This window comes from Parvibaculum sp. (assembly GCF_046297875.1).
In the GTDB taxonomy this organism is placed as follows: domain Bacteria; phylum Pseudomonadota; class Alphaproteobacteria; order Parvibaculales; family Parvibaculaceae; genus Parvibaculum.
Map to the genome: position 1 here is coordinate 1 of NZ_JBKBHD010000002.1, position 18,477 is coordinate 18,477.

The 18,477-nt window shown below is 62.7% G+C and carries 14 protein-coding genes; 7 read left to right on the forward strand and 7 right to left on the reverse strand.

Annotated features, from left to right (window positions below; translation table 11 throughout):
* Positions 1-945, forward strand: a 945-nt coding sequence (locus ACK4FH_RS14620) for an ATP-binding cassette domain-containing protein (protein ID WP_409815348.1), incomplete at its 5' end; no start/stop codon positions are given.
* 3 nt (positions 946-948) lie between these two features.
* Here the strand turns inward: ACK4FH_RS14620 and cimA are convergent.
* The 3 genes from cimA to ACK4FH_RS14635 all read right to left on the reverse strand — a co-directional run bounded on the left by cimA (position 949) and on the right by ACK4FH_RS14635 (position 5,818).
* Positions 949-2,592: a citramalate synthase gene (gene cimA / locus ACK4FH_RS14625; RefSeq protein WP_409815350.1), complete on the reverse strand. Its 1,644-nt coding sequence runs from the start codon at positions 2,590-2,592 to the stop codon at positions 949-951.
* A 209-nt stretch (positions 2,593-2,801) separates the two neighbouring features.
* Positions 2,802-4,154 (reverse strand): glutamate--tRNA ligase, encoded by a 1,353-nt coding sequence (locus ACK4FH_RS14630; RefSeq protein ID WP_409815351.1) that lies wholly within the window; start codon positions 4,152-4,154, stop codon positions 2,802-2,804.
* Positions 4,151-5,818 carry an NAD+ synthase gene (locus ACK4FH_RS14635; RefSeq protein ID WP_409815353.1) on the reverse strand — a complete coding sequence of 556 codons (1,668 nt, stop codon included), beginning with the start codon at positions 5,816-5,818 and terminating at the stop codon, positions 4,151-4,153. The genes ACK4FH_RS14630 and ACK4FH_RS14635 overlap by 4 nt, the downstream gene beginning before the upstream one ends.
* A 184-nt stretch (positions 5,819-6,002) precedes the next feature.
* Between ACK4FH_RS14635 and ACK4FH_RS14640 the strand changes: the two genes are divergently transcribed.
* The 6 genes from ACK4FH_RS14640 (at position 6,003) to ACK4FH_RS14665 (ending at position 13,989) form a co-directional block, all read left to right on the forward strand.
* Positions 6,003-7,001 (forward strand): NADP-dependent oxidoreductase, encoded by a 999-nt coding sequence (locus ACK4FH_RS14640; protein ID WP_409815354.1) that lies wholly within the window; start codon positions 6,003-6,005, stop codon positions 6,999-7,001.
* Between the two features lie 120 nt (positions 7,002-7,121).
* The gene (locus tag ACK4FH_RS14645) at positions 7,122-8,351 is read left to right on the forward strand and encodes an efflux RND transporter periplasmic adaptor subunit (protein WP_409815356.1); all 1,230 of its coding nucleotides are present in this window, start codon (positions 7,122-7,124) and stop codon (positions 8,349-8,351) included.
* 9 nt (positions 8,352-8,360) lie between these two features.
* Positions 8,361-10,316, forward strand: coding sequence for a MacB family efflux pump subunit (locus ACK4FH_RS14650; protein WP_409815358.1), 1,956 nt, complete (start codon positions 8,361-8,363; stop codon positions 10,314-10,316).
* A 4-nt stretch (positions 10,317-10,320) separates the two neighbouring features.
* Positions 10,321-11,676: an efflux transporter outer membrane subunit gene (locus tag ACK4FH_RS14655; protein WP_409815361.1), complete on the forward strand. Its 1,356-nt coding sequence runs from the start codon at positions 10,321-10,323 to the stop codon at positions 11,674-11,676.
* A 114-nt stretch (positions 11,677-11,790) separates the two neighbouring features.
* Positions 11,791-12,816 carry an NADP-dependent oxidoreductase gene (locus tag ACK4FH_RS14660; RefSeq protein WP_409815364.1) on the forward strand — a complete coding sequence of 342 codons (1,026 nt, stop codon included), beginning with the start codon at positions 11,791-11,793 and terminating at the stop codon, positions 12,814-12,816.
* A 159-nt stretch (positions 12,817-12,975) separates the two neighbouring features.
* A complete protein-coding gene (locus ACK4FH_RS14665) occupies positions 12,976-13,989 on the forward strand; it encodes an NADP-dependent oxidoreductase (protein ID WP_409815365.1) in 1,014 nt (337 codons plus the stop codon).
* Here ACK4FH_RS14665 and ACK4FH_RS14670 read toward each other — a convergent pair.
* From ACK4FH_RS14670 to rpiA, 4 genes are all read right to left on the reverse strand, one after another.
* Complete coding sequence (locus tag ACK4FH_RS14670) at positions 13,986-14,594, reverse strand: hypothetical protein (RefSeq protein WP_409815368.1); 609 nt, start codon at positions 14,592-14,594, stop codon at positions 13,986-13,988. The genes ACK4FH_RS14665 and ACK4FH_RS14670 overlap by 4 nt on opposite strands.
* Before the next feature lie 128 nt (positions 14,595-14,722).
* Positions 14,723-16,114 (reverse strand): class II 3-deoxy-7-phosphoheptulonate synthase, encoded by a 1,392-nt coding sequence (locus ACK4FH_RS14675; protein ID WP_409815369.1) that lies wholly within the window; start codon positions 16,112-16,114, stop codon positions 14,723-14,725.
* 152 nt (positions 16,115-16,266) lie between these two features.
* Positions 16,267-17,649 (reverse strand): glutathione-disulfide reductase, encoded by a 1,383-nt coding sequence (gene gor / locus ACK4FH_RS14680; RefSeq protein WP_409815372.1) that lies wholly within the window; start codon positions 17,647-17,649, stop codon positions 16,267-16,269.
* A gap of 127 nt (positions 17,650-17,776) precedes the next feature.
* Positions 17,777-18,475 (reverse strand): ribose-5-phosphate isomerase RpiA, encoded by a 699-nt coding sequence (rpiA, locus tag ACK4FH_RS14685; protein ID WP_409815374.1) that lies wholly within the window; start codon positions 18,473-18,475, stop codon positions 17,777-17,779.
* Between the last annotated feature and the right edge of the window lie 2 nt (positions 18,476-18,477).

The following is an 18,477-nucleotide window of genomic DNA, read 5'->3' on the forward strand; positions in this document are numbered from 1 at the left end:
AACTGGAGCCACTACCGCGCGCAGAAGGTAATCGAACTTCAGGCAGCGGAGCACGACCTTGTGATTGCCCAACGAAAACTGAAGGACACCGCACGCAAGTCTCAAGAGATCCGCGAGAAGCAGGCGCAGCGGGACAAGCGGGGGCGAGCGAAAAAGGCGAAGGGTGCCCTGCCGCGCATTCTGCTCGGCGGCCGCAAGAATAGTGCCGAGGCGGCGGGCGGCAAGAATGCCCGGCTTGCAGAGAAACGGCAGATGCAGACCAAGGAGACAGCTGAAGCAGCTTGGGTCAAGATTGAAGTGCTGCAGCCGTTCACCGTGACGCTGGCATCCACGGGTCTTCACGCTGGACGCGTGGTGCTGGAGGCGCACGACCTCCATGGCGGCTACGACCCCGACGGACCGATCATTCGCAATTTTTCGCTGATCGTCGCAGGGCCGGAGCGTATCGCGATTGCCGGTGCGAACGGGTCGGGCAAGACGACGCTGCTGAAAATGCTGACGGGGGAACTGCCGCCATTCTCCGGTGCCGCCCGGATCCATGTTCCTTTCGCCATGCTCGATCAGCAGGTGAGCGCCATCGACCGGAACCAGACGGTGATGGAGAACTTTCTGCGGCTCAACCCCGATATGGACGAGAATTCATGCAGGATGGCTCTCGCCCGGTTCCGTTTTCGCGCCGAGGCGGCACTGCCGCGGGCGGGCACATTGAGCGGTGGCGAGATGCTGCGCGCGGGGCTTGGTTGTGTGCTTGGGGGCCGCCGCCCTCCCTCGCTTCTCATTCTCGATGAGCCGACAAACCATCTTGACATGGAGTCGATCGAAATTCTTGAAGCCGGGCTCTCGGCCTATGACGGCGCGCTGGTCGCAGTCAGCCACGACGAAGCGTTCCTCGATGCTATCGGCATCAAGAGGCGGGTAACGATCGGAGCGGAGAAGATGCGCTGACGCTCACGCCCCGGCCTTCTCCCGGCGCGGTGCATTCTTCGCCGGTGCGCCATCTCGCAGCAGCTTCCAGACGATCGAGTCATTCAGCGCCTGGAAGGAGGCGTCCACGATGTTGGGCGAGACGCCGACTGTGAACCAGCGATTTCCCTTGCCATCCATGCTCTCGATCATCACGCGCGTCACGGCTTCGGTGCCGCTTGTGAGGATACGCACCTTGAAATCCGCAAGGCGCAGATCCTCGATATAGGGCGAGTATTTGCCGAGATCCTTGCGGAGCGCCTGATCGAGCGCGTTGACGGGGCCGTTGCCCTCGCCCACAGAGATCAGCTTGTCGCCATCGACTACCACCTTCACCGTCGCTTCCGACACGGTGACGAGATCGCCGAGCGCGTTGTAGCGGCGCTCGACAAGCACGCGGAAGGATTCGACGTCGAAGAATTCCGGTACTTCGCCGAGGATGCGCCGCGCGAGAAGCTCGAAGGAGGCTTCTGCGCCATCATAGGAATAGCCGAGGAATTCGCGCTCCTTCACCTCGTCCAGCAGGCGCTGGATGCGGCGGTCCTTCGGGTCGAAGGCGATGCCCGCCTCTTCGAGGCGCGCGAGGATGTTCGACTTCCCGGCCTGATCGGAGACGGCGATCTTGCGCTTGTTGCCGACGCTTTCCGGCGGCACATGCTCATAGGTTTTCGGGTCCTTCAGGATCGCCGAAACATGGATGCCGGCCTTGGACGCGAAGGCGCTTTCGCCGACATAAGGCGCATAGCGGTTCGGCGCGCGGTTCAGCACTTCGTCAAGCGTGCGCGAGACATGGACGAGGCTCTTCAGGCGTTCAAGAGTGACGCCGATCTCGAAGCGGTCCGCATAATGCGGTTTCAGCAGCAACGTCGGGATGAGCGAGACCATATTGGCATTGCCGCAACGCTCGCCGAGCCCGTTCAGCGTGCCCTGCACCTGGCGCACGCCGGCGCGGATGGCGGCGAGCGAATTTGCCACTGCGTTCTCGGTGTCGTTATGCGCATGGATGCCGAGACGGTCGCCCGGCACGCCCGATGCGATCACATCGCCCACGATGCGCTCCACTTCATCCGGCAGCGTGCCGCCATTGGTGTCGCAGAGCACGGCCCAGCGCGCACCATTGTCGAGCGCGGCGTGGACACAGGCGAGTGCATATTGCGGGTTCGCCTTGTAGCCGTCGAAGAAATGCTCGCAGTCGATCATGGGCTCGCGGCCCTTTGCCGCCACGGCCTTCACGCTGTCCTCGATGCTTTCGAGGTTTTCCTCATTGGTGATGCCGAGAGCGACCGCGACCTGAAAGTCCCAGCTCTTCGCGACGAGGCAGACGGCATCCGTATCCGCGTCGAGCACAGCGGCGAGGCCCGGATCGTTCGAGGCCGAGCGCCCGGCCCGCTTCGTCATGCCGAAGGCGGTGAATTTCGCGCGTGTAAGTTTCGGGCGATCACCGAAGAAGGCCGTGTCGGTGGGGTTCGCGCCGGGATAGCCGCCCTCGATATAGTCGAGCCCAAGTTCATCGAGCAGGCCCGCAATCAGGCGCTTGTCCTCGACGCTGAAATCGACGCCGGTCGTCTGCGCGCCGTCGCGCAGCGTGGTGTCGAAAAGATAGAGGCGCTCTTTGCCTGTCGTGCTCATGGTTCCATTCCGCATCGTGGAGGGCGCAAAGGCCCGTCATTGGGTGGCAATCCGCCACCGGCCCGTCCGTGTTCCACAATGTTTGCAAGCGTGCTTGTACGGCGGCGGCGGAGCTATGTCAGCCGCTAATAATCAGACCCTGGATGATCGGGAAAGCCGGGTTCATGCCGGTATCCTCAGTCACTCGCCGTTAACAAACTCTAACGATTTCAAGCCGTTAGACCGGAAAGCCGGGCTTCGGCCCGCTTCCTTCCGATGAGAGGTAGCAGGTTTTTCAGTTCCGGTCCATGCGGCAAGGCGGTGAGCGCGAGGCGGAGCGGCATGAAGAGCGCCTTGCCCTTGGCGCCTGTTGCGGCCTTCACGGCATCCGTCCAGAGACCCCATGTCTCCGGCCCCCAGGGCTCGGGCGGCAGCGCGGCGGCGGCGGCGGAAGCGAAGCCCATGTCATCGATGACGGGCGCCACCGGTCCTTCGACCACGCGGGCCCAGTCCGCGGCTTCCGCAAAAAGCGCGAGATTGGGCTTCACCGCCTCCCAGAAAGCTTCGCCGAGATCGCAGGAGAGCGCGGCGAGGCGCGGCTTCGCATCCGCATAGGACATGAGGTGGAGGCAGGCGGCGTTGATGCGGGCGAGGTCCGCCGGGTCGAAGCGGATGTCGGCGCGGCCGAGGCGCGATATGTCAAAATGCGCCGCCAGTTCATCGAGCGAGAGCGAGGCCTCTACCGCATCGGGCGTGCCGAGGCGGGCGAGAAGCGAATTGAGCGCCATAGGCTCGAAGCCTGCCTCGCGCAGCGCGCGCAGCGAGTATTGCGCGGCATCGTTGCGCTTCGAGAGCGGCTTGCCGTCCGGCCCGTTCAACAGCGAGTAATGCGCGAAGACGGGCGGTACAGCGCCCAGCGCGCGGATGATCTGGATCTGCACACCTGTGTTGGTGATGTGGTCTGCGCCGCGAATGACATGGGTGATGGCGAAGTCGATGTCGTCCACGATGCTGGGCAGGGTGTAGAGGAAGCGGCCATCCTCGCGGATCAGCACCGGGTCCGACAGTGAGGCGCCATCGACCTCGACATGGCCCTGAATGAGGTCCTCGAAATTCGTGTGCTCGTGGTCGAGCTTGAAACGCCAGTGAGGCTTGCGGCCTTCGGCATCCAGTGCGGCGCGCTCGTCCGCCGTGAGCTTGAGCGCCGCGCGGTCATAGACCGGCGGCAGGCCGCGCGCGAGCTGGCGCTTGCGGCGGCGGTCGAGTTCGGCGGCGCTTTCATAAGCCGGATAGAGACGGCCTGCTGCCTTCAGTTTTTCTGCCGCCGCCTCATAGGCTGCGAGGCGGTCCGACTGTCGGGCAAAGATGTCGTGGCGCAAGCAGAGCCATGCAAGATCGGCCTCGATGCCAGCCGCATATTCCGCGGTCGAGCGCTCATCATCCGTATCGTCCATGCGCAGCATGAACTTGCCGGCATTCTTCCTTCCAAAGAGGAAGTTCAGCAGCGCCGCGCGGGCATTGCCGACATGGAGCTCGCCTGTCGGCGACGGGGCGAAGCGGACGATGACGGGACTACCGCTCATACATCCTGATCCCGGAAGCCGTTGACGATCGGGTAGCGGCGGTCGCGTCCGAAGTTGCGCGCGGTGACCTTGACGCCCGGCGCAGCCTGACGGCGCTTGTATTCGGAGATATAAAGCAGATGCTCCACGCGCTTCACGAGATCTCGGTCATGGCCACGTTCGACGATTTCGCGCACCGACATTTCCTCTTCCACGAGGCAGTGGAGAATGTCATCGAGCTGCTCATAGGGCGGCAGCGAATCCTCGTCCTTCTGGTCGGGACGGAGTTCGGCGGAGGGCGGGCGCGTGATGATACGCTCGGGAATCACCCTGCCCTTCGGCCCAAGGCAGCCCTTCGGCATGTTCTCGTTGCGCCAGCGCGACAAGCGGAATACGCGGGTCTTGTAGAGATCCTTGATCGGATTGAAGCCGCCATTCATGTCGCCATAGATGGTGGCATAGCCCGCCGAGACTTCGGACTTGTTGCCCGTTGTCAGCAGCATGGAGCCGAACTTGTTCGAGATCGCCATGAGAATGACGCCGCGCGCACGGGACTGGAGGTTTTCCTCCGTCGTGTCGGTCTGCGTGCCCTCGAAGAGTTTTTCGAGTGCGACGGTGAAACCCGTCACCGGCTCCTCGATCGGCACGATGTCGTAGCGCGCGCCAAGTAGCTTTGCGCAGGCTTCCGCATCTACGAGGCTTTCCGAGGAGGTGTAACGGTAAGGCAGCATGACGCAATGAACCTTGTCGGCGCCCAGCGCGTCGACGGCGATGGCGGCGACAAGTGCGCTGTCGATGCCGCCGGAGAGGCCGAGCACGACGCCCGGAAAGCGGTTCTTCTTCACATAGTCGCGAAGACCCTGCACCACTGCGAGATAGAGCGCCTCGTCGCCTTCCTCGATGGGCGCCACTTCGCCCTGCGCACAGACCCAGCCCTTTTCGCCGCGCGACCAGTCGGTGATCGCGATCTTCTCTTCCCAGGCCGGCATCTGCAACGGCAGCGAGAGATCGGCATTGAGCACGAAGGAGGCGCCATCGAAGACGAGTTCGTCCTGTCCGCCGAGCTGGTTCACATAGGCCATGGGCAGGCCGCTTTCCCTGATGCGGGAAATCACGAGCTGCATGCGTGCGTCGAACTTGTTGAAATCGTAGGGCGAACCGTTCGGCACCAGCAGGATTTCCGCGCCTGACTCCTCAAGGCACTCGACCACATCCGGGAACCAGATGTCCTCGCAGATGGGCACGCCGATGCGCACGCCGCGCACGTCGAAGGGACCGGGCATGGGCCCATCGTCGAAGACTCGCGGTTCGTCGAAGACGGAATAATTCGGCAGGTGCACCTTGGCGCGATAACCGCGCACCTCGCCCTTGTCGAGATAGAGCACGGCATTGAAGAGCTTGCCGTCATCGGCCATCCAGGGGCAGCCGATCAGTACGCCGGGGCCGCCATCGACCGTCTGCCGCGCGAGATCGATCGCGGCGGCGCGGGCGGCGCGCTGGAAGGCGCCTTTCAGGACCAGATCCTCGGGCGGGTAGCCCGTAAGGAACAGCTCGGAAAAAACGATCAGATCCGCGCCCTCAATCTCGGCCTCGCGGCGGGCCTCAACGGCCTTTTGCAGATTGCCGGCAATATCGCCCACCACGGGGTTCAACTGGGCCAGAGCTATGCGAAGCTTGTCGGTCATTTTTCGAAGCAATTCCGGGCGGTTATGCCCCAAGGATATGGGGATTCAGCCTCGCGGTTTTAGCCGTTGAGGGACGCACTCACAATAGTTCAGGCGTGAACAAGCCAAAGCGGCTTTGAGGGATGCACCTCCACGCCGGGGCAGCTAGGCTGCCCGGAACCGCAAAACACCTGAGGAGGACCCGATGACCGTGAATCGCCAGATCCTGCTGACCGAAACGCCGCAGGGGAAACTCGCCGAAAGCCATTTCAAGCTTTCAGAGGGTCAGGTGCCCGAGGCGAAGGACGGCGAATTGCTGCTGCGGACGCGGCTCATCTCGCTCGATGCAGCAAACCGGGCGTGGATGCAGGGCGCGACCTATCGCTCGGCCGTGAATGCCGGAACGGTCATGGCGGGGGGCTCCGTCTCGGAAGTCGTGGAAGCAAAGGCGCCGGGCTTTGCGAAGGGTGATCTCGTTTTCGCCGATACGGGCTGGCAGGACTATGCCGCCCTGCCCGCCAAGGCCGCACAGAAACTGCCGAAGATGGAACCCCTCTCCCACCTTCTCAGCGTCTATGGCATCGCGGGACTCACGGCCTATTTCGGCCTTCTCGAAGTCGGCAAGCCGAAGGCGGGCGACACAGTAGTCGTTTCCGCGGCGGCGGGTTCCGTCGGCACGATTGTCGGGCAGATCGCGAAGATCAAGGGCTGCCATGTCATCGGTATCGCGGGCGGCGCGGCGAAGTGCAAGCTGCTGACCGATGAACTCGGCTTCGATGCGGCCATCGACTACAAGGCCGAACCCGTGGGCAAGGCGCTGCGCAAGGCGGCGCCGAACGGGATCGACGTCTATTTCGACAATGTGGGCGGCGACATTCTGGAAGCCGTTCTCTTCGGCATGAACAATTATGGCCGCATCGCCTGTTGTGGGGCGGTGTCGCAATATGACGGCGCGGCGCCGGCGCATGGGCCACGTGGCATTCCGGGCCTCGTCGTCGTGAAGCGGCTTACCATGCAGGGCTTCATCGTGACGGACTATCAAGACAAGCAGAATCAGGCGCTGGCCGAGCTTCAGGGCTGGGTCGCATCCGGCAAGCTGAAAGTGAAGGAAGACATCATGGACGGGCTCGAGAACACGCCGAAGGCGCTGGTCGGGCTGCTGGCGGGCGATAATATCGGCAAGCGCATGATCCACGTTTCCTGAGCCACTTGTTTTTCGCTGCTTTCGGCCGATTTTCAGGAAGGCGTCCGGGTTCCTGCGACGGAACGGGCGCCTTTCTCCGTTATAAGGAATGGGGACGCTTCGCAAAGGCCGGCAAGACGCATGGGATATGAGAGCGATACGAAGAACGGTGCTTCCTCCGGCACGCTGGCGCTGGCCACGCGCCTTGCGGCCACGTGGCGCAACTTCCCCGCTGCTGTCCGCTGGGGTTCCATCGCGGCTATTGCCCTGATCTTCTACTGGATCGTCTCCAGCCTTTTCTTCGGCGGCGAGAAGGTCTCCTATCGCACCGTGCCCGCGACACGCGGCACCATCGAACAGACAGTGACCGCGCTCGGCTCGTTGCAGCCGAAGAACTATGTCGATGTCGGCGCTCAGGTTTCAGGTCAGCTCAAAAGCGTCCATGTCGAGGTGGGCGATACGGTGAAACAGGGCGACCTGCTCGCCGAGATCGACGCCAAGGTTTACGAAACGGAAGTGGCAGGGGCGCGCGCGAGGCTTACCGATCTCGAATCGCAGCTTGCAGGCGCGGAGGCCGAACTTGTGCTCGCGCGGCGGCAATATGCGCGCAATCTCGATCTTGCCAAGATCGATGCCGTGAGCCGCGATGCGCTCGACACGAGCGAGACATCCGCCAAAACCGTCGCTGCACGGATCGGCTCGCTCAAGGCGCAGATCGAACAGCAGAAATCCACCGTCGAAGGCGGCGAAACCAATCTCGGCTTCACGCGCATCTATGCGCCGATCGATGGCACGGTGACGGCACAACAGGCATTGCAAGGCCAGACGCTCAATGCGAACCAGACCGCACCCACCATCATGACGGTTTCGGACCTTGCCACCATGACGGTCGAGGCGCAGGTGGCGGAGGCCGATGTCAGCAAGCTGGAAGCCGGGATGCCGGTCTATTTCACCACGCTTGGCGCACCGGAGCGGCGCTGGAATTCCACAGTCCGGCAAATCCTTCCAACACCCGAGATCGTCAACGAAGTTGTGCTCTATACAGTGCTGGTCGATATTGCCAACCCCGACGGGCGGCTGATGAAGGACATGACGGCGCAGGTGTTCTTCGTGCTCGGCCGCTCGGAAGACACGATCATCGTGCCGGTGAACGCGGTGACAGAGAGCCGCGACGGCACAGCGCGCGTCAGCGTGATGGGCGAACGCGGGCCTGTGGAGCGCGAAGTTCAGCTCGGCCTCACCAACCGCATGAACGCGGAAATCCTCTCCGGCATCGAAGAAGGCGAGCGCGTGGTGACAGGTGTCATTTCCGGCAGTGCGCCTGCGAGCGGCGCAGGCGGCCGCACGACGCGCCGCATGGGCTTCCTGTAGGGGACGGTCATGCATGCACCCGACCCACGAGGCAAGCCGCCTCTGATCGAACTCAGGGATGTGACCAAGGTCTATCGCACCGGCGGACAGGAAGTGCGCGCGCTGGACGGTGTGTCGCTGACGATCCGGCATGGCGAATTCGTCGCCATCATGGGTCAGTCGGGCTCCGGCAAGTCCACGCTGATGAATATTCTCGGCTGCCTCGACCGGCCTAGCGGCGGCTCCTATGAAGTTACAGGCACGAATGTCGCCACGCTGACGAGCGATGAACTGGCCGCGCTGCGTCGCGACACGTTCGGCTTCGTATTTCAGCGTTACAACCTGCTCTCCACCATGACGGCGACGGAGAATGTGGAGCTTCCGGCCATCTATGCGGGCACCACCCGGATCGAGCGGAGCGCGCGCGCGAAAGGCTTGCTGGCAAGGCTCGGCATGGCCGACCGCGCGGCGCACCGGCCCGGCGAACTTTCCGGCGGTCAGCAGCAGCGCGTTTCCATCGCACGCGCCCTGATGAACGGTGCCGACGTTATTCTCGCCGACGAACCCACCGGCGCGCTCGATACGCAAAGCGGTGCCGATGTGCTCAAGGTTCTGAAGGACCTGAACGCGGAAGGGCATACGATCATTCTGATCACGCATGATGCGGAAGTTGCGCGACATGCCGACCGCCAGATCCATATCAGCGACGGGAAGATCATTTCCGACAGCGGCGCCAGTTCACCACACAGCATCGCATCGCCTTCCGACGCACCAGTCGGACACGGATTCGTCATCCAGACTGAAATCGCAGAAGCGGTGAAAATGGCTTTCCGCTCGCTCCGCGCCAACATCTTCCGTACGGCGCTGACATTGCTCGGTGTCGTCATCGGCGTCGCGGCGGTTGTCGTCATGCTCGCCATCGGAGACGGCAGCAAGGAGAATATCGTATCGTCGATGCAGAGCATGGGCACCAATCTTCTTGTCATCAGGCCCGGCGCGCCGGGCATCAGGTCGAGCGGCGACATAGCCACGCTGACCACGGCGGATGCGGAAGCGATCCGTGAAGTCGACAATGTGGTTGCCGTCGTTGCAGAGCGCAGCACGGCGAGTACGCTGCGCTTCGGCAATGTGGACTATCGCACACAGGTCGAAGGTACCTGGCCTGAGATGACGACCGTGCGCGACTGGCACGTCGCGCAAGGCGGCTTCTTCACCGAAGCGGACCTCAACGGCTATGCGCCGGTGATCGTGCTCGGCCAAACGGTCGTCAATGCCCTCTTCCCAAGCGGCGAGCACGCAGTCGGCCAGTATGTGCTTGTCGGTAATATTCCCTTCGAGGTTGCAGGCGTGATGGCGCCGAAAGGTGCCGCCGCCTTCGGCCGGGATCAGGACGATGTCGCCTTCGTGCCGCTGACAACCGGCTTCATGCGGCTCTTTGGCCGGCAATATGCAAATTCAATCACCGTAAAGGTGGCCGATTCCGACCGTGTGGCGGAGACGGAAGACACAATCCATGCCCTGCTTCTGGCGCGGCACCGGACCGAAGATTTCCAGATCCGCAATACGGCCTCGATGCTCGAAACGCTCGAAAGCATGTCGAACACAATGACGATCCTGCTCGGCTCCGTCGCAGCGATATCGCTTCTTGTTGGCGGCATCGGCGTCATGAACATCATGCTGGTAAGCGTGACGGAGCGGACGCGCGAGATCGGCATTCGCATGGCAACGGGTGCGCGAATGAGCAACATTCTCGTTCAGTTCAACACGGAGGCGCTGGTGGTCTGCGGCGTCGGCGGACTTATGGGCGTCGCGCTCGGACTCTCATTGGCACAGGGACTTTCGGGCGCCGGGCTCAATATTGCGATCAATCCCATGCCGTCGATCCTCGCCTTCAGTTGCGCCGTGCTGACGGGGCTCGTTTTCGGCTATCTGCCGGCCCGCAAGGCGGCGCGGCTAGACCCCGTGGTCGCGCTGGCATCGGAGTAGAGAAATGAAGACCTGCTTGCATCGTTTCACCGTTGTTGCCGCTACCCTCGCCCTCGCCGCCTGTTCGATGGCGCCGGACTATGAGCGGCCGCAGACAGGCGCGGCGCAGGTGTGGAGCGGGCCGCAGGCGGCGGGTACGCCGGTGGGCGCCGAATGGTGGACCTCTTTTGGCGACCCGGAACTGACGCTGCTGATGCAGATGGCGCTGTCGGCCAATCTCGACATTGCGCAGGCTCTCGCCCGTATTGACCAGTCGCGCGGCGCTGCCCGCGCCTCAGGCGCATCCCTGTTGCCGCAACTTTCTGGAAGCGGTGGCGCTACGACACGTGCAACCGATGGCGGCTCATCCCGCGAGAGCGCCGATATCGGCCTGTCGGCAAGCTACGCTCTCGATATCTGGGGCCGCTATCGCAATCAGGCGAGCGCGGCGCGCTTCTCGCTCGATGCCACGACCTTCGACGGCGAAACGACGGCGCTTCTCGTTCAGTCGCAGGTGGCGGCAACCTATTTCACGATACTCGCCGTGAAGGACCAGATCGCGATTGCCGAGGAGTCGCTTGCGGCGGCGCGCGGCACGCTCGACATTGTCGAAGCGCGCTACAATGCGGGCAGCATTTCCGGCCTCGATCTCGCGCAGCAGCGCAACACGGTGGCGAGCATCGAAGCGGGGATACCCTCGCTCAAGGCGAACCTTGCCGCGCAACAGAATGCACTCGCAATCCTCATCGGGCGGACGCCGGGCGCCTTCGGCATCGAAGGCGAGACGCTCGCGCGCGCCACCTTGCCCGCGATTGCAGCGGGACAGCCATCCGGCCTTCTGGAGCGGCGTCCAGACATCAAGAGCGCGGAGGCACGGCTCAAGAGCGCAAATGCCGATATCGGCGCGGCGCGGGCCGCCTTCTTCCCGAGCCTCGATCTTTCGGCCTCCCTCACGCGGAGCTTCGCCACCGCCTCGCCTGCCGAGACTCTGACATCGGCTGGCGCCTCGCTCCTCGCGCCGATCTTTTCCGGCGGCTCGCTGGAAGGCAACCTTCTATCCGCAAATGCGCGGCAGCGGGAACTTGCCGCGGGCTATCAGCTCACCGTTCTCAACTCGTTCGGCGAGGTCGAGAATGCCCTAGTCAATGTGGAAGCAACGGCGGAGCGCGAACGGCTGCTAACCATCGCCGCCGAGGAAGCAGGCAAGGCCTATCAGCTTGCGGAAGCGCGCTACCGCGCGGGCGCGAGCGATCTCCTTTCCGTGCTCGATGCGCAGCGCACCTGGCTTTCCGCGCGCGACAGCGCGGCGCAGGCAAAGCTCAACCGCTATACGACGGCGGTGGACCTTTTCGTGGCGCTGGGCGGTGGCTGGCGGAGCTGACCGTTCATCCCTTCACAACCTGTTGTTCAGCAGCGAAGGGGGCTTTGCTTCCACCGGGGGTGAAAGGCGGCTAGGCTCCACCCAACGAAAATCCCAAAACGGTGGAGGACCCCCATGACCAATCTCAGCTCGAAGGAAATCCGGCTCAAGGCGCGGCCTGTCGGCATGCCGAAGGAAAGCGACTTCGAACTCGCGACAGCCGATGTGCGCCAGCCGGGCGATGGCGAAGTGCTTGTGCGCAACATCTGGATGTCGGTCGATCCCTATATGCGCGGACGCATGATGGACCGCGAAAGCTATGTGCCGCCGTTCCAGATCGGCAAGCCGCTTGAAGGCGGCGCCATCGGCCAGGTCGTCGAGTCGAAAAGCGGCAAGCTGAAAGTCGGCACCTATGTGAACCATATGTGGGGCTGGCGCGAATATGCGACGGGCCCTGCGGAAGGCTTCACGCCGGTCGATCCGGCGCTTGGCCCCGTCGAGGCGTTTCTCGGCGTGCTCGGCATGCCGGGCATGACGGCCTGGGCCGGTCTCTTCAAGGTGGCGGGCCTCAAGGACGGAGACACCGTGTTCGTCTCCGCCGCTTCGGGCGCTGTCGGCGCTGTCGTCTGCCAGCTTGCCAAGGCGCATGGCTGCTATGTGGTGGGTTCCGCCGGCTCCGACGAGAAGTGCAAGTGGCTCACCGATGTCGCCGGTATCGACAAGGCCATCAACTACAAGACCTGCGGCGATCTCACCAAGGCGGTGGCGGATGCCTTCCCGAAAGGGATCGACGTCTATTTCGAGAATGTCGGCGGCGCGCATCTCGAAGCGGCGATCAACGCCATGCGTCCGAACGGACGCATGGCGCTCTGCGGCATGATCGAGCAATATAACGACACCACGCCGCGGCCCGGCCCGACGAACCTCATCCAGATCGTCGGCAAGAGCCTGATGCTCAAGGGCTTCATCGTTTCCAACTACTTTCAGCATATCGGCGAGTTCTATGCCGAAATGGGCCCGCTCATTCAGGGCGGCAAGATGAAATGGGAAGAAACGATTGAAGACGGCATCGAGAACGCGCCCAAGGCTTTCCTCAATCTCTTCAAGGGTGCGAATTTCGGCAAGATGCTGGTGAAGATCGGCCCCGACAAGGCAGTGTGAGCGGTACCCACATCTACTCCTTCACTCGTCATGCCCGGACTTGATCCGGGCATCCAGAGCCGCCTGGTTCAGCGCCTGCGGCTCTGGATTGCCGGGTCAAGCCCGGCAATGACAGAATAAGAAAAGACGGGACAAGAAAGCCGGGGAGGAACGAAAACCATGCCGACAAAAGCGAAACGCTGGGTGCTGGCTTCGCGGCCGGAGGGGAAGCCGAAGGCGGATAACTTCCGTCTGGAGGAAGTTGAGCTGCCGGAGATCGGCGACCACGAAATCCTGATTCGTACGGAACATCATTCCGTCGATCCCGGCATGCGCGGGCGGCTTTCCGGCGACAGCTACACGGCGGCGCTTCCCGTTGGCCAGACCATCGACAGCGCGATGGTGGGCGTGGTGGAGCAGTCGAAGAACGAAAAGTTCAAGCCGGGCGACCGCGTGACCGGCGGCTTCGGCTGGGTGACGCATGCCATCTCGAATGGGCGCGGCGTGCAGATCCTTCCGCCGGAGATGTATCACGGCAAGCTCCGCCCTACCGCCGCCATCGGCGTGCTCGGCATTCCGGGCCTCACATCCTATTTCGGCCTGCTCGATCTCGGGCAGCCCAAGGAAGGCGATACGGTGCTGATCTCCTCCGCCGCCGGTCCCGTCGGCGCAACTGCCGGGCAGATCGCCAAGATGAAAGGCTGCCGTGTCGTCGGCATCGCGGGCTCGAAGGAAAAATGCGATTACGTGAAGGGGCTCGGCTTCGACGCCTGCTTCTCCTATCGCGGCGTGGACCTGAAGGCCGCCATCAAGGAACACTGCCCCGAAGGCGTCGACATCTATTTCGACAATGTGGGCGCGGAAATGCTCGATGCGGCAATCCTCAACATGAAGGAGCATGGCCGCGTCGTCGTCTCCGGGCAGGTCAGTGAATATAACCGCGCGGATGACGAGCTTGTCGGCATCCGCAATGTGACGCGCTTCATCACACATCGCCTGCGCATGGAAGGCCTCGTCGTTTTCGACTATTTCAAGCAATTCCGCGAGGCGCAGACCGAAATGGCCGGATGGATACATGCCGGCAAGCTGCAATATACCGAAGACGTGTCGGAGGGGATCGAAGGATCGGCCGCCGCCTTTATCGGCCTCTTCGAAGGCGAGAATCTCGGGCGGCGGCTTATCAAGGTGAGCTAGAAGTCGTAGCGCAGGCCGAGCGTTACGAAGTTCGAGGCGTCCGTCACGCCGTTGAACAGGCCGAAGACGCCTGAGCGGTGCTGCAGCCGGGTGACGAGCGAGATATCGGGATGGGCCGGGAGCGCGAACGTCGCCTGCAGGTTGAACTGGTTCAACGTGCGCGAGCGGCTGCCATCCGGCTGGCGCTCAAGCTGCGGAAACTCGGTCGTGTAGGACGGGCCGAGACCGACGGCAGCCGTCGTCACCAGATATTCATTCCACGGGAAATCGTGCCAGCGCGCATAAATCGCTGTGCCGAATTCGTGATAATTCTCGCGGCCATGATGCCAGGCATACATGAGCTCGCCTTCGAAGCTCAGCGACTGGCCATACCAGCCGAGCAAACGCGAGACGGTGAGCGCCGCCACATGGTCGGATGTACCTTCGACATAGAAGAAGTTTTCCAGCACATCGCTGAAATTGTCTTCCGTTCCCTCGCCAATAAAAGCGGTGACGGCATAAAGCTTGTCGTCCTCGGCGGGGCCACGCCATTTCGAAGCGTCGGCAGGCGCCGCGAGCGCGCACATGAAAAGGACCGCCGCAGCCAGATGCAGCGGCGAAGACATGATTTTCGGGCTCACTGGCGCTCCTTGTGCCTGTAATGCCCCCCCGCTCCCTTTTACCGATTCCCAGCCGGCAATGCAAAAGGCCCGGCGTTTCCATCGGGCCTTTTTACTTCATCCGTGAACCGATCTTACCAGGCGCCTAGGGCGACCTGTTGTTCGCGGCGGGCTTCGGCCCGCTCCTTCTTCAGCCCTTCGGCGATGAGGAAGGCGAGTTCGAGCGACTGGCTGGCATTGAGACGCGGATCGCAATGCGTGTGATAGCGGTCTCCAAGATCGGTTTCCGAAATCGCCTGCGCGCCGCCGATGCATTCGGTGACGTTCTGGCCGGTCATTTCGAAATGGACGCCGCCCGCATGCGTGCCTTCGGTGCGATGCACGGCCATGAAGGCCTGCACCTCGGCGAGGATGCGGTCAACTGGCCGCGTCTTGTATCCCGACGATGCCTTGATCGTGTTGCCGTGCATCGGATCGCAGGACCAGACCACCTTCTTGCCTTCGCGTTCGATGGCGCGAATGAGCTGCGGCAGATGCTTCTCGACATTTTCTGCGCCGAAGCGGCAGATAAGCGTGAGCCGTCCGGCCTCGTTCTTCGGGTTGAGAATATCCGTCAGACGGATCAACTCTTCCGGGTCGAGCGAGGGACCGCACTTCATGCCGATCGGGTTCTTGATGCCGCGCATATACTCGACATGACCGTGATCGGGCTGGCGCGTGCGGTCGCCGATCCAGAGCATATGGGCCGAGGTGTCGTACCATTCGCCCGTGGTGGAATCGATGCGCGTCATCGCCTGCTCGTAACCGAGCAGCAGCGCCTCATGGCTCGTGTAGAAATCCGTCGTGTGAAGCTGCGGCTGCGATGCGCCGTCGATGCCGCAGGCGCGCATGAAGTCGAGCGCCTCGGTGATGCGGTTCGCAAGCTCCTCATAGCGCGCGCCTTCGGCGCTGTCAGCGACGAAGCCGAGATTCCAGCGATGCACGAAATCGAGGTCGGCATAGCCGCCATTCGCGAAAGCGCGAATGAGGTTCAGCGTCGAGGCAGACTGCGAATAGGCGCGCAGCAGCCGCTCGGGATCGGGCACGCGTGCCGCCTCGTCGAACTCGATGCCGTTGATGTTGTCACCCAGATAGGACGGCAGCGTGATTTCGCCGATCGTCTCGGTGGGCGAGGAACGCGGCTTTGCGAACTGGCCGGCGATGCGCCCGACCTTCACCACGGGCGAGGCGGCCGCAAATGTCAGCACCACCGCCATCTGCAGCAGCACGCGGAACGTGTCGCGAATATTGTCGGCGGAAAATTCGGCGAAGCTCTCGGCGCAGTCGCCGCCCTGCAGCAGGAAAGCACGGCCTTCGCAGACCTCTGCGAGATCTGCCTTCAGCTTGCGGGCCTCACCTGCAAACACGAGCGGCGGATAGGAGCGCAGGCGCGCTTCAACGGCGGCAAGCGCCGCCTCATCCGGGTATGCCGGGAGATGCTTGGCGGGCTTTGCGCGCCAGCTCTCCGGTTTCCAAGTCTCCGCCATCGTCTTCTCTCCGAAACGCAAGAAAGGCCACGGGCCCCGCCCGGTCCGGCGGCTGCCCCACACCCTTCATATGGAAGGCGGATATATAGTCCACAAGGGCTCTAAAGGGAAGCCTAAGCCCTTGATCCGGCTCAGGGACGCGGGAATCGCGGTTAATCTGCGGCCTTTGCGGCGGGCGGCTGCCACTTCTCGCGCAGGGTGACGAGTTCCTCCGCCGCCGTGGGGTGGACGGCGATGGTCATGTCGAACTGGGCCTTGGTCGCCCCCATCGTCACGGCAATGCCGACCGCCTGGATGAGTTCGCCCGAACCCGGCCCCATCAGATGAACGCCAAGCACCTTGTCCGTCTTCGCATCCACGATGAGTTTCATGAAGGTCCGCTCCTGAGAGCCGGAGAGCGTGTTCTTCATGGCGCGGAAAGTGGTCTTGTAAAGGTCGATCTCGGCGCATCGGGCGCGGGCGAGCGTTTCGGTGAGGCCGACCGTGCCAAGCTCCGGCTGGGAGAAGACGGCGGTCGGAATGATCGAGTGATCGACCATCACTTTCCGGCCGCCATAGACCGTGTCGGCAAAGGCATGGCCTTCGCGGATCGCCACCGGCGTCAGGTTTGCGCGATCGGTCACGTCGCCCACGGCATAGATGCTCGGGACGGAGGTCTGCGAATATTCATCCACGATGACTTCGCCGTTCTTACCGAGCTTCACGCCCACAGCTTCGAGGCCAAGGCCTTTCGTGTTCGGTACGCGGCCGGTCGCATACATCACGGCGTCCGCTTTCACGACATCGCCATTGGTCAGCGTCAGGCGAAGCTCTCCCCCGGCCTTGTCGATGGATTTGATGTCGGCGTCCATCCTGAGGTCGACGCCCTTCTTCGCCATCTCCTCGGCAAGAAGCGCCCGCAGGTCGTCGTCGAAACCGCGCATGAAGAGCGGCCCGCGATAGAGCTGCATGGTTTTTGCACCAAGTCCGTTGAAGATGCCGGCGAATTCGACTGCGATATAGCCGCCGCCCACGACCACCACCCGCTTCGGCAGTTCTTCGAGGTGGAATGCCTCATTGGAGGTGATCGCATGTTCGATGCCGGGAATCTCCGGCAGGAAGGGCGTCGCGCCGACCGCGATCAGGATACGCTCGGCAGTCACTTCCCTGCCCGTCGCCTCAAGGCGCACCTTGTGCGCATCGACGACCGTCGCGCGGCTTTCGATGATCTCGACGCCGGCGTTCTGCAGGTTGCGAATATAGATGCCATTGAGGCGATCGATTTCCTTGTCCTTGTTGGAAATGAGCGTCTTCCAGTCGAAGCGGGCGCCCTCGACAGTCCAGCCGAAACCAGCCGACTCCTCGAACTCATCGGCGAAATGGCTTGCATAGACGAAAAGTTTTTTCGGGACGCAACCCCGAATGACACAGGTGCCGCCAACGCGATATTCCTCGGCGACGGCCACGCGTGCGCCGTAATTCGCCGCGATGCGCGCAGCGCGCACCCCGCCCGAACCCGCACCGATAACGAAGAGGTCGTAGTCATATTTGGTCATGGCGAAGCTTCCGCTTTATCTACTTCGTCATTGCCGGACTTGATCCGGCAATCCTGGGGCCGCGCGCACCGAACTTGCGGCTCTGGACCCCCGGGTCAAGCCAGGGGTGACAACAATTAAAGTGTTGTCATTTTTTCTCGATGATATCGGTACCCGAAGGCGTTCCCACAATGGCAAGCGTGGCAATGCCCACAAACAATCCATTGTCGACGACGCCTGGAACACGGTTCAGCGCCGGGGCGAGCGCATCCGCGTCCGGAATGACACCGAAATCGCAGTCATAGATAAAATTGCCATTGTCGGTGAAGAAGGGCTCGCCATATTCATCCGCGCGGCGCGACATCCTGCCTGTGCAGCCGAGAGCGCCCGCCACTTCCGCAATCTTGCGCGCGGTGACAGCGGCGCCAAAGGGCACCACCTCGACGGGCAGCGCAAAGGCGCCAAGCGTCTTCACAACCTTTGACGCATCGGCAATCACGATCATGCGGTCGGAAGCGGTCGCGACGATCTTTTCTCGCAGCAGCGCGCCGCCGCCGCCCTTGATGAGCCGAAGTTCGAGGTCCAGTTCATCGGCACCATCGACGGTCACGTCGAGATGCGGCATATCGTCGAGATTGGAGAGCGGGATGCCGAGACTTTCGGCGAGCTTGCCCGTGCGCTCCGATGTCGGAACGCCGACAATGTCCAACCCCTGCTTCACCTTTTCGCCGAGCGCGCGAACAAAGTGTTCCGCCGTTGAGCCCGTCCCAAGGCCGAGTTTCATGCCGGGTTTCACGAAATCCAGCGCGCGAATGGCGGCTGCTTTCTTCTGTTCGTCAGCATTCATCG

Bases quoted from the DNA above. Each gene is read 5' to 3' on its own strand.
- ACK4FH_RS14660 (WP_409815364.1), top strand. From the start codon at position 11,791: ATGACCAATCTCAGCTCGAAGGAAATCCGGCTCAAGGCGCGGCCTGTC.
- ACK4FH_RS14640 (WP_409815354.1), top strand. From the start codon at position 6,003: ATGACCGTGAATCGCCAGATCCTGCTGACCGAAACGCCGCAGGGGAAA.
- ACK4FH_RS14670 (WP_409815368.1), bottom strand. From the start codon at position 14,594: ATGTCTTCGCCGCTGCATCTGGCTGCGGCGGTCCTTTTCATGTGCGCG.
- ACK4FH_RS14655 (WP_409815361.1), top strand. From the start codon at position 10,321: ATGAAGACCTGCTTGCATCGTTTCACCGTTGTTGCCGCTACCCTCGCC.
- gor (WP_409815372.1), bottom strand. From the start codon at position 17,649: ATGACCAAATATGACTACGACCTCTTCGTTATCGGTGCGGGTTCGGGC.
- ACK4FH_RS14630 (WP_409815351.1), bottom strand. From the start codon at position 4,154: ATGAGCGGTAGTCCCGTCATCGTCCGCTTCGCCCCGTCGCCGACAGGC.
- ACK4FH_RS14675 (WP_409815369.1), bottom strand. From the start codon at position 16,114: ATGGCGGAGACTTGGAAACCGGAGAGCTGGCGCGCAAAGCCCGCCAAG.
- ACK4FH_RS14645 (WP_409815356.1), top strand. From the start codon at position 7,122: ATGGGATATGAGAGCGATACGAAGAACGGTGCTTCCTCCGGCACGCTG.
- ACK4FH_RS14665 (WP_409815365.1), top strand. From the start codon at position 12,976: ATGCCGACAAAAGCGAAACGCTGGGTGCTGGCTTCGCGGCCGGAGGGG.
- rpiA (WP_409815374.1), bottom strand. From the start codon at position 18,475: ATGAATGCTGACGAACAGAAGAAAGCAGCCGCCATTCGCGCGCTGGAT.
- cimA (WP_409815350.1), bottom strand. From the start codon at position 2,592: ATGAGCACGACAGGCAAAGAGCGCCTCTATCTTTTCGACACCACGCTG.
- ACK4FH_RS14635 (WP_409815353.1), bottom strand. From the start codon at position 5,818: ATGACCGACAAGCTTCGCATAGCTCTGGCCCAGTTGAACCCCGTGGTG.
- ACK4FH_RS14650 (WP_409815358.1), top strand. From the start codon at position 8,361: ATGCATGCACCCGACCCACGAGGCAAGCCGCCTCTGATCGAACTCAGG.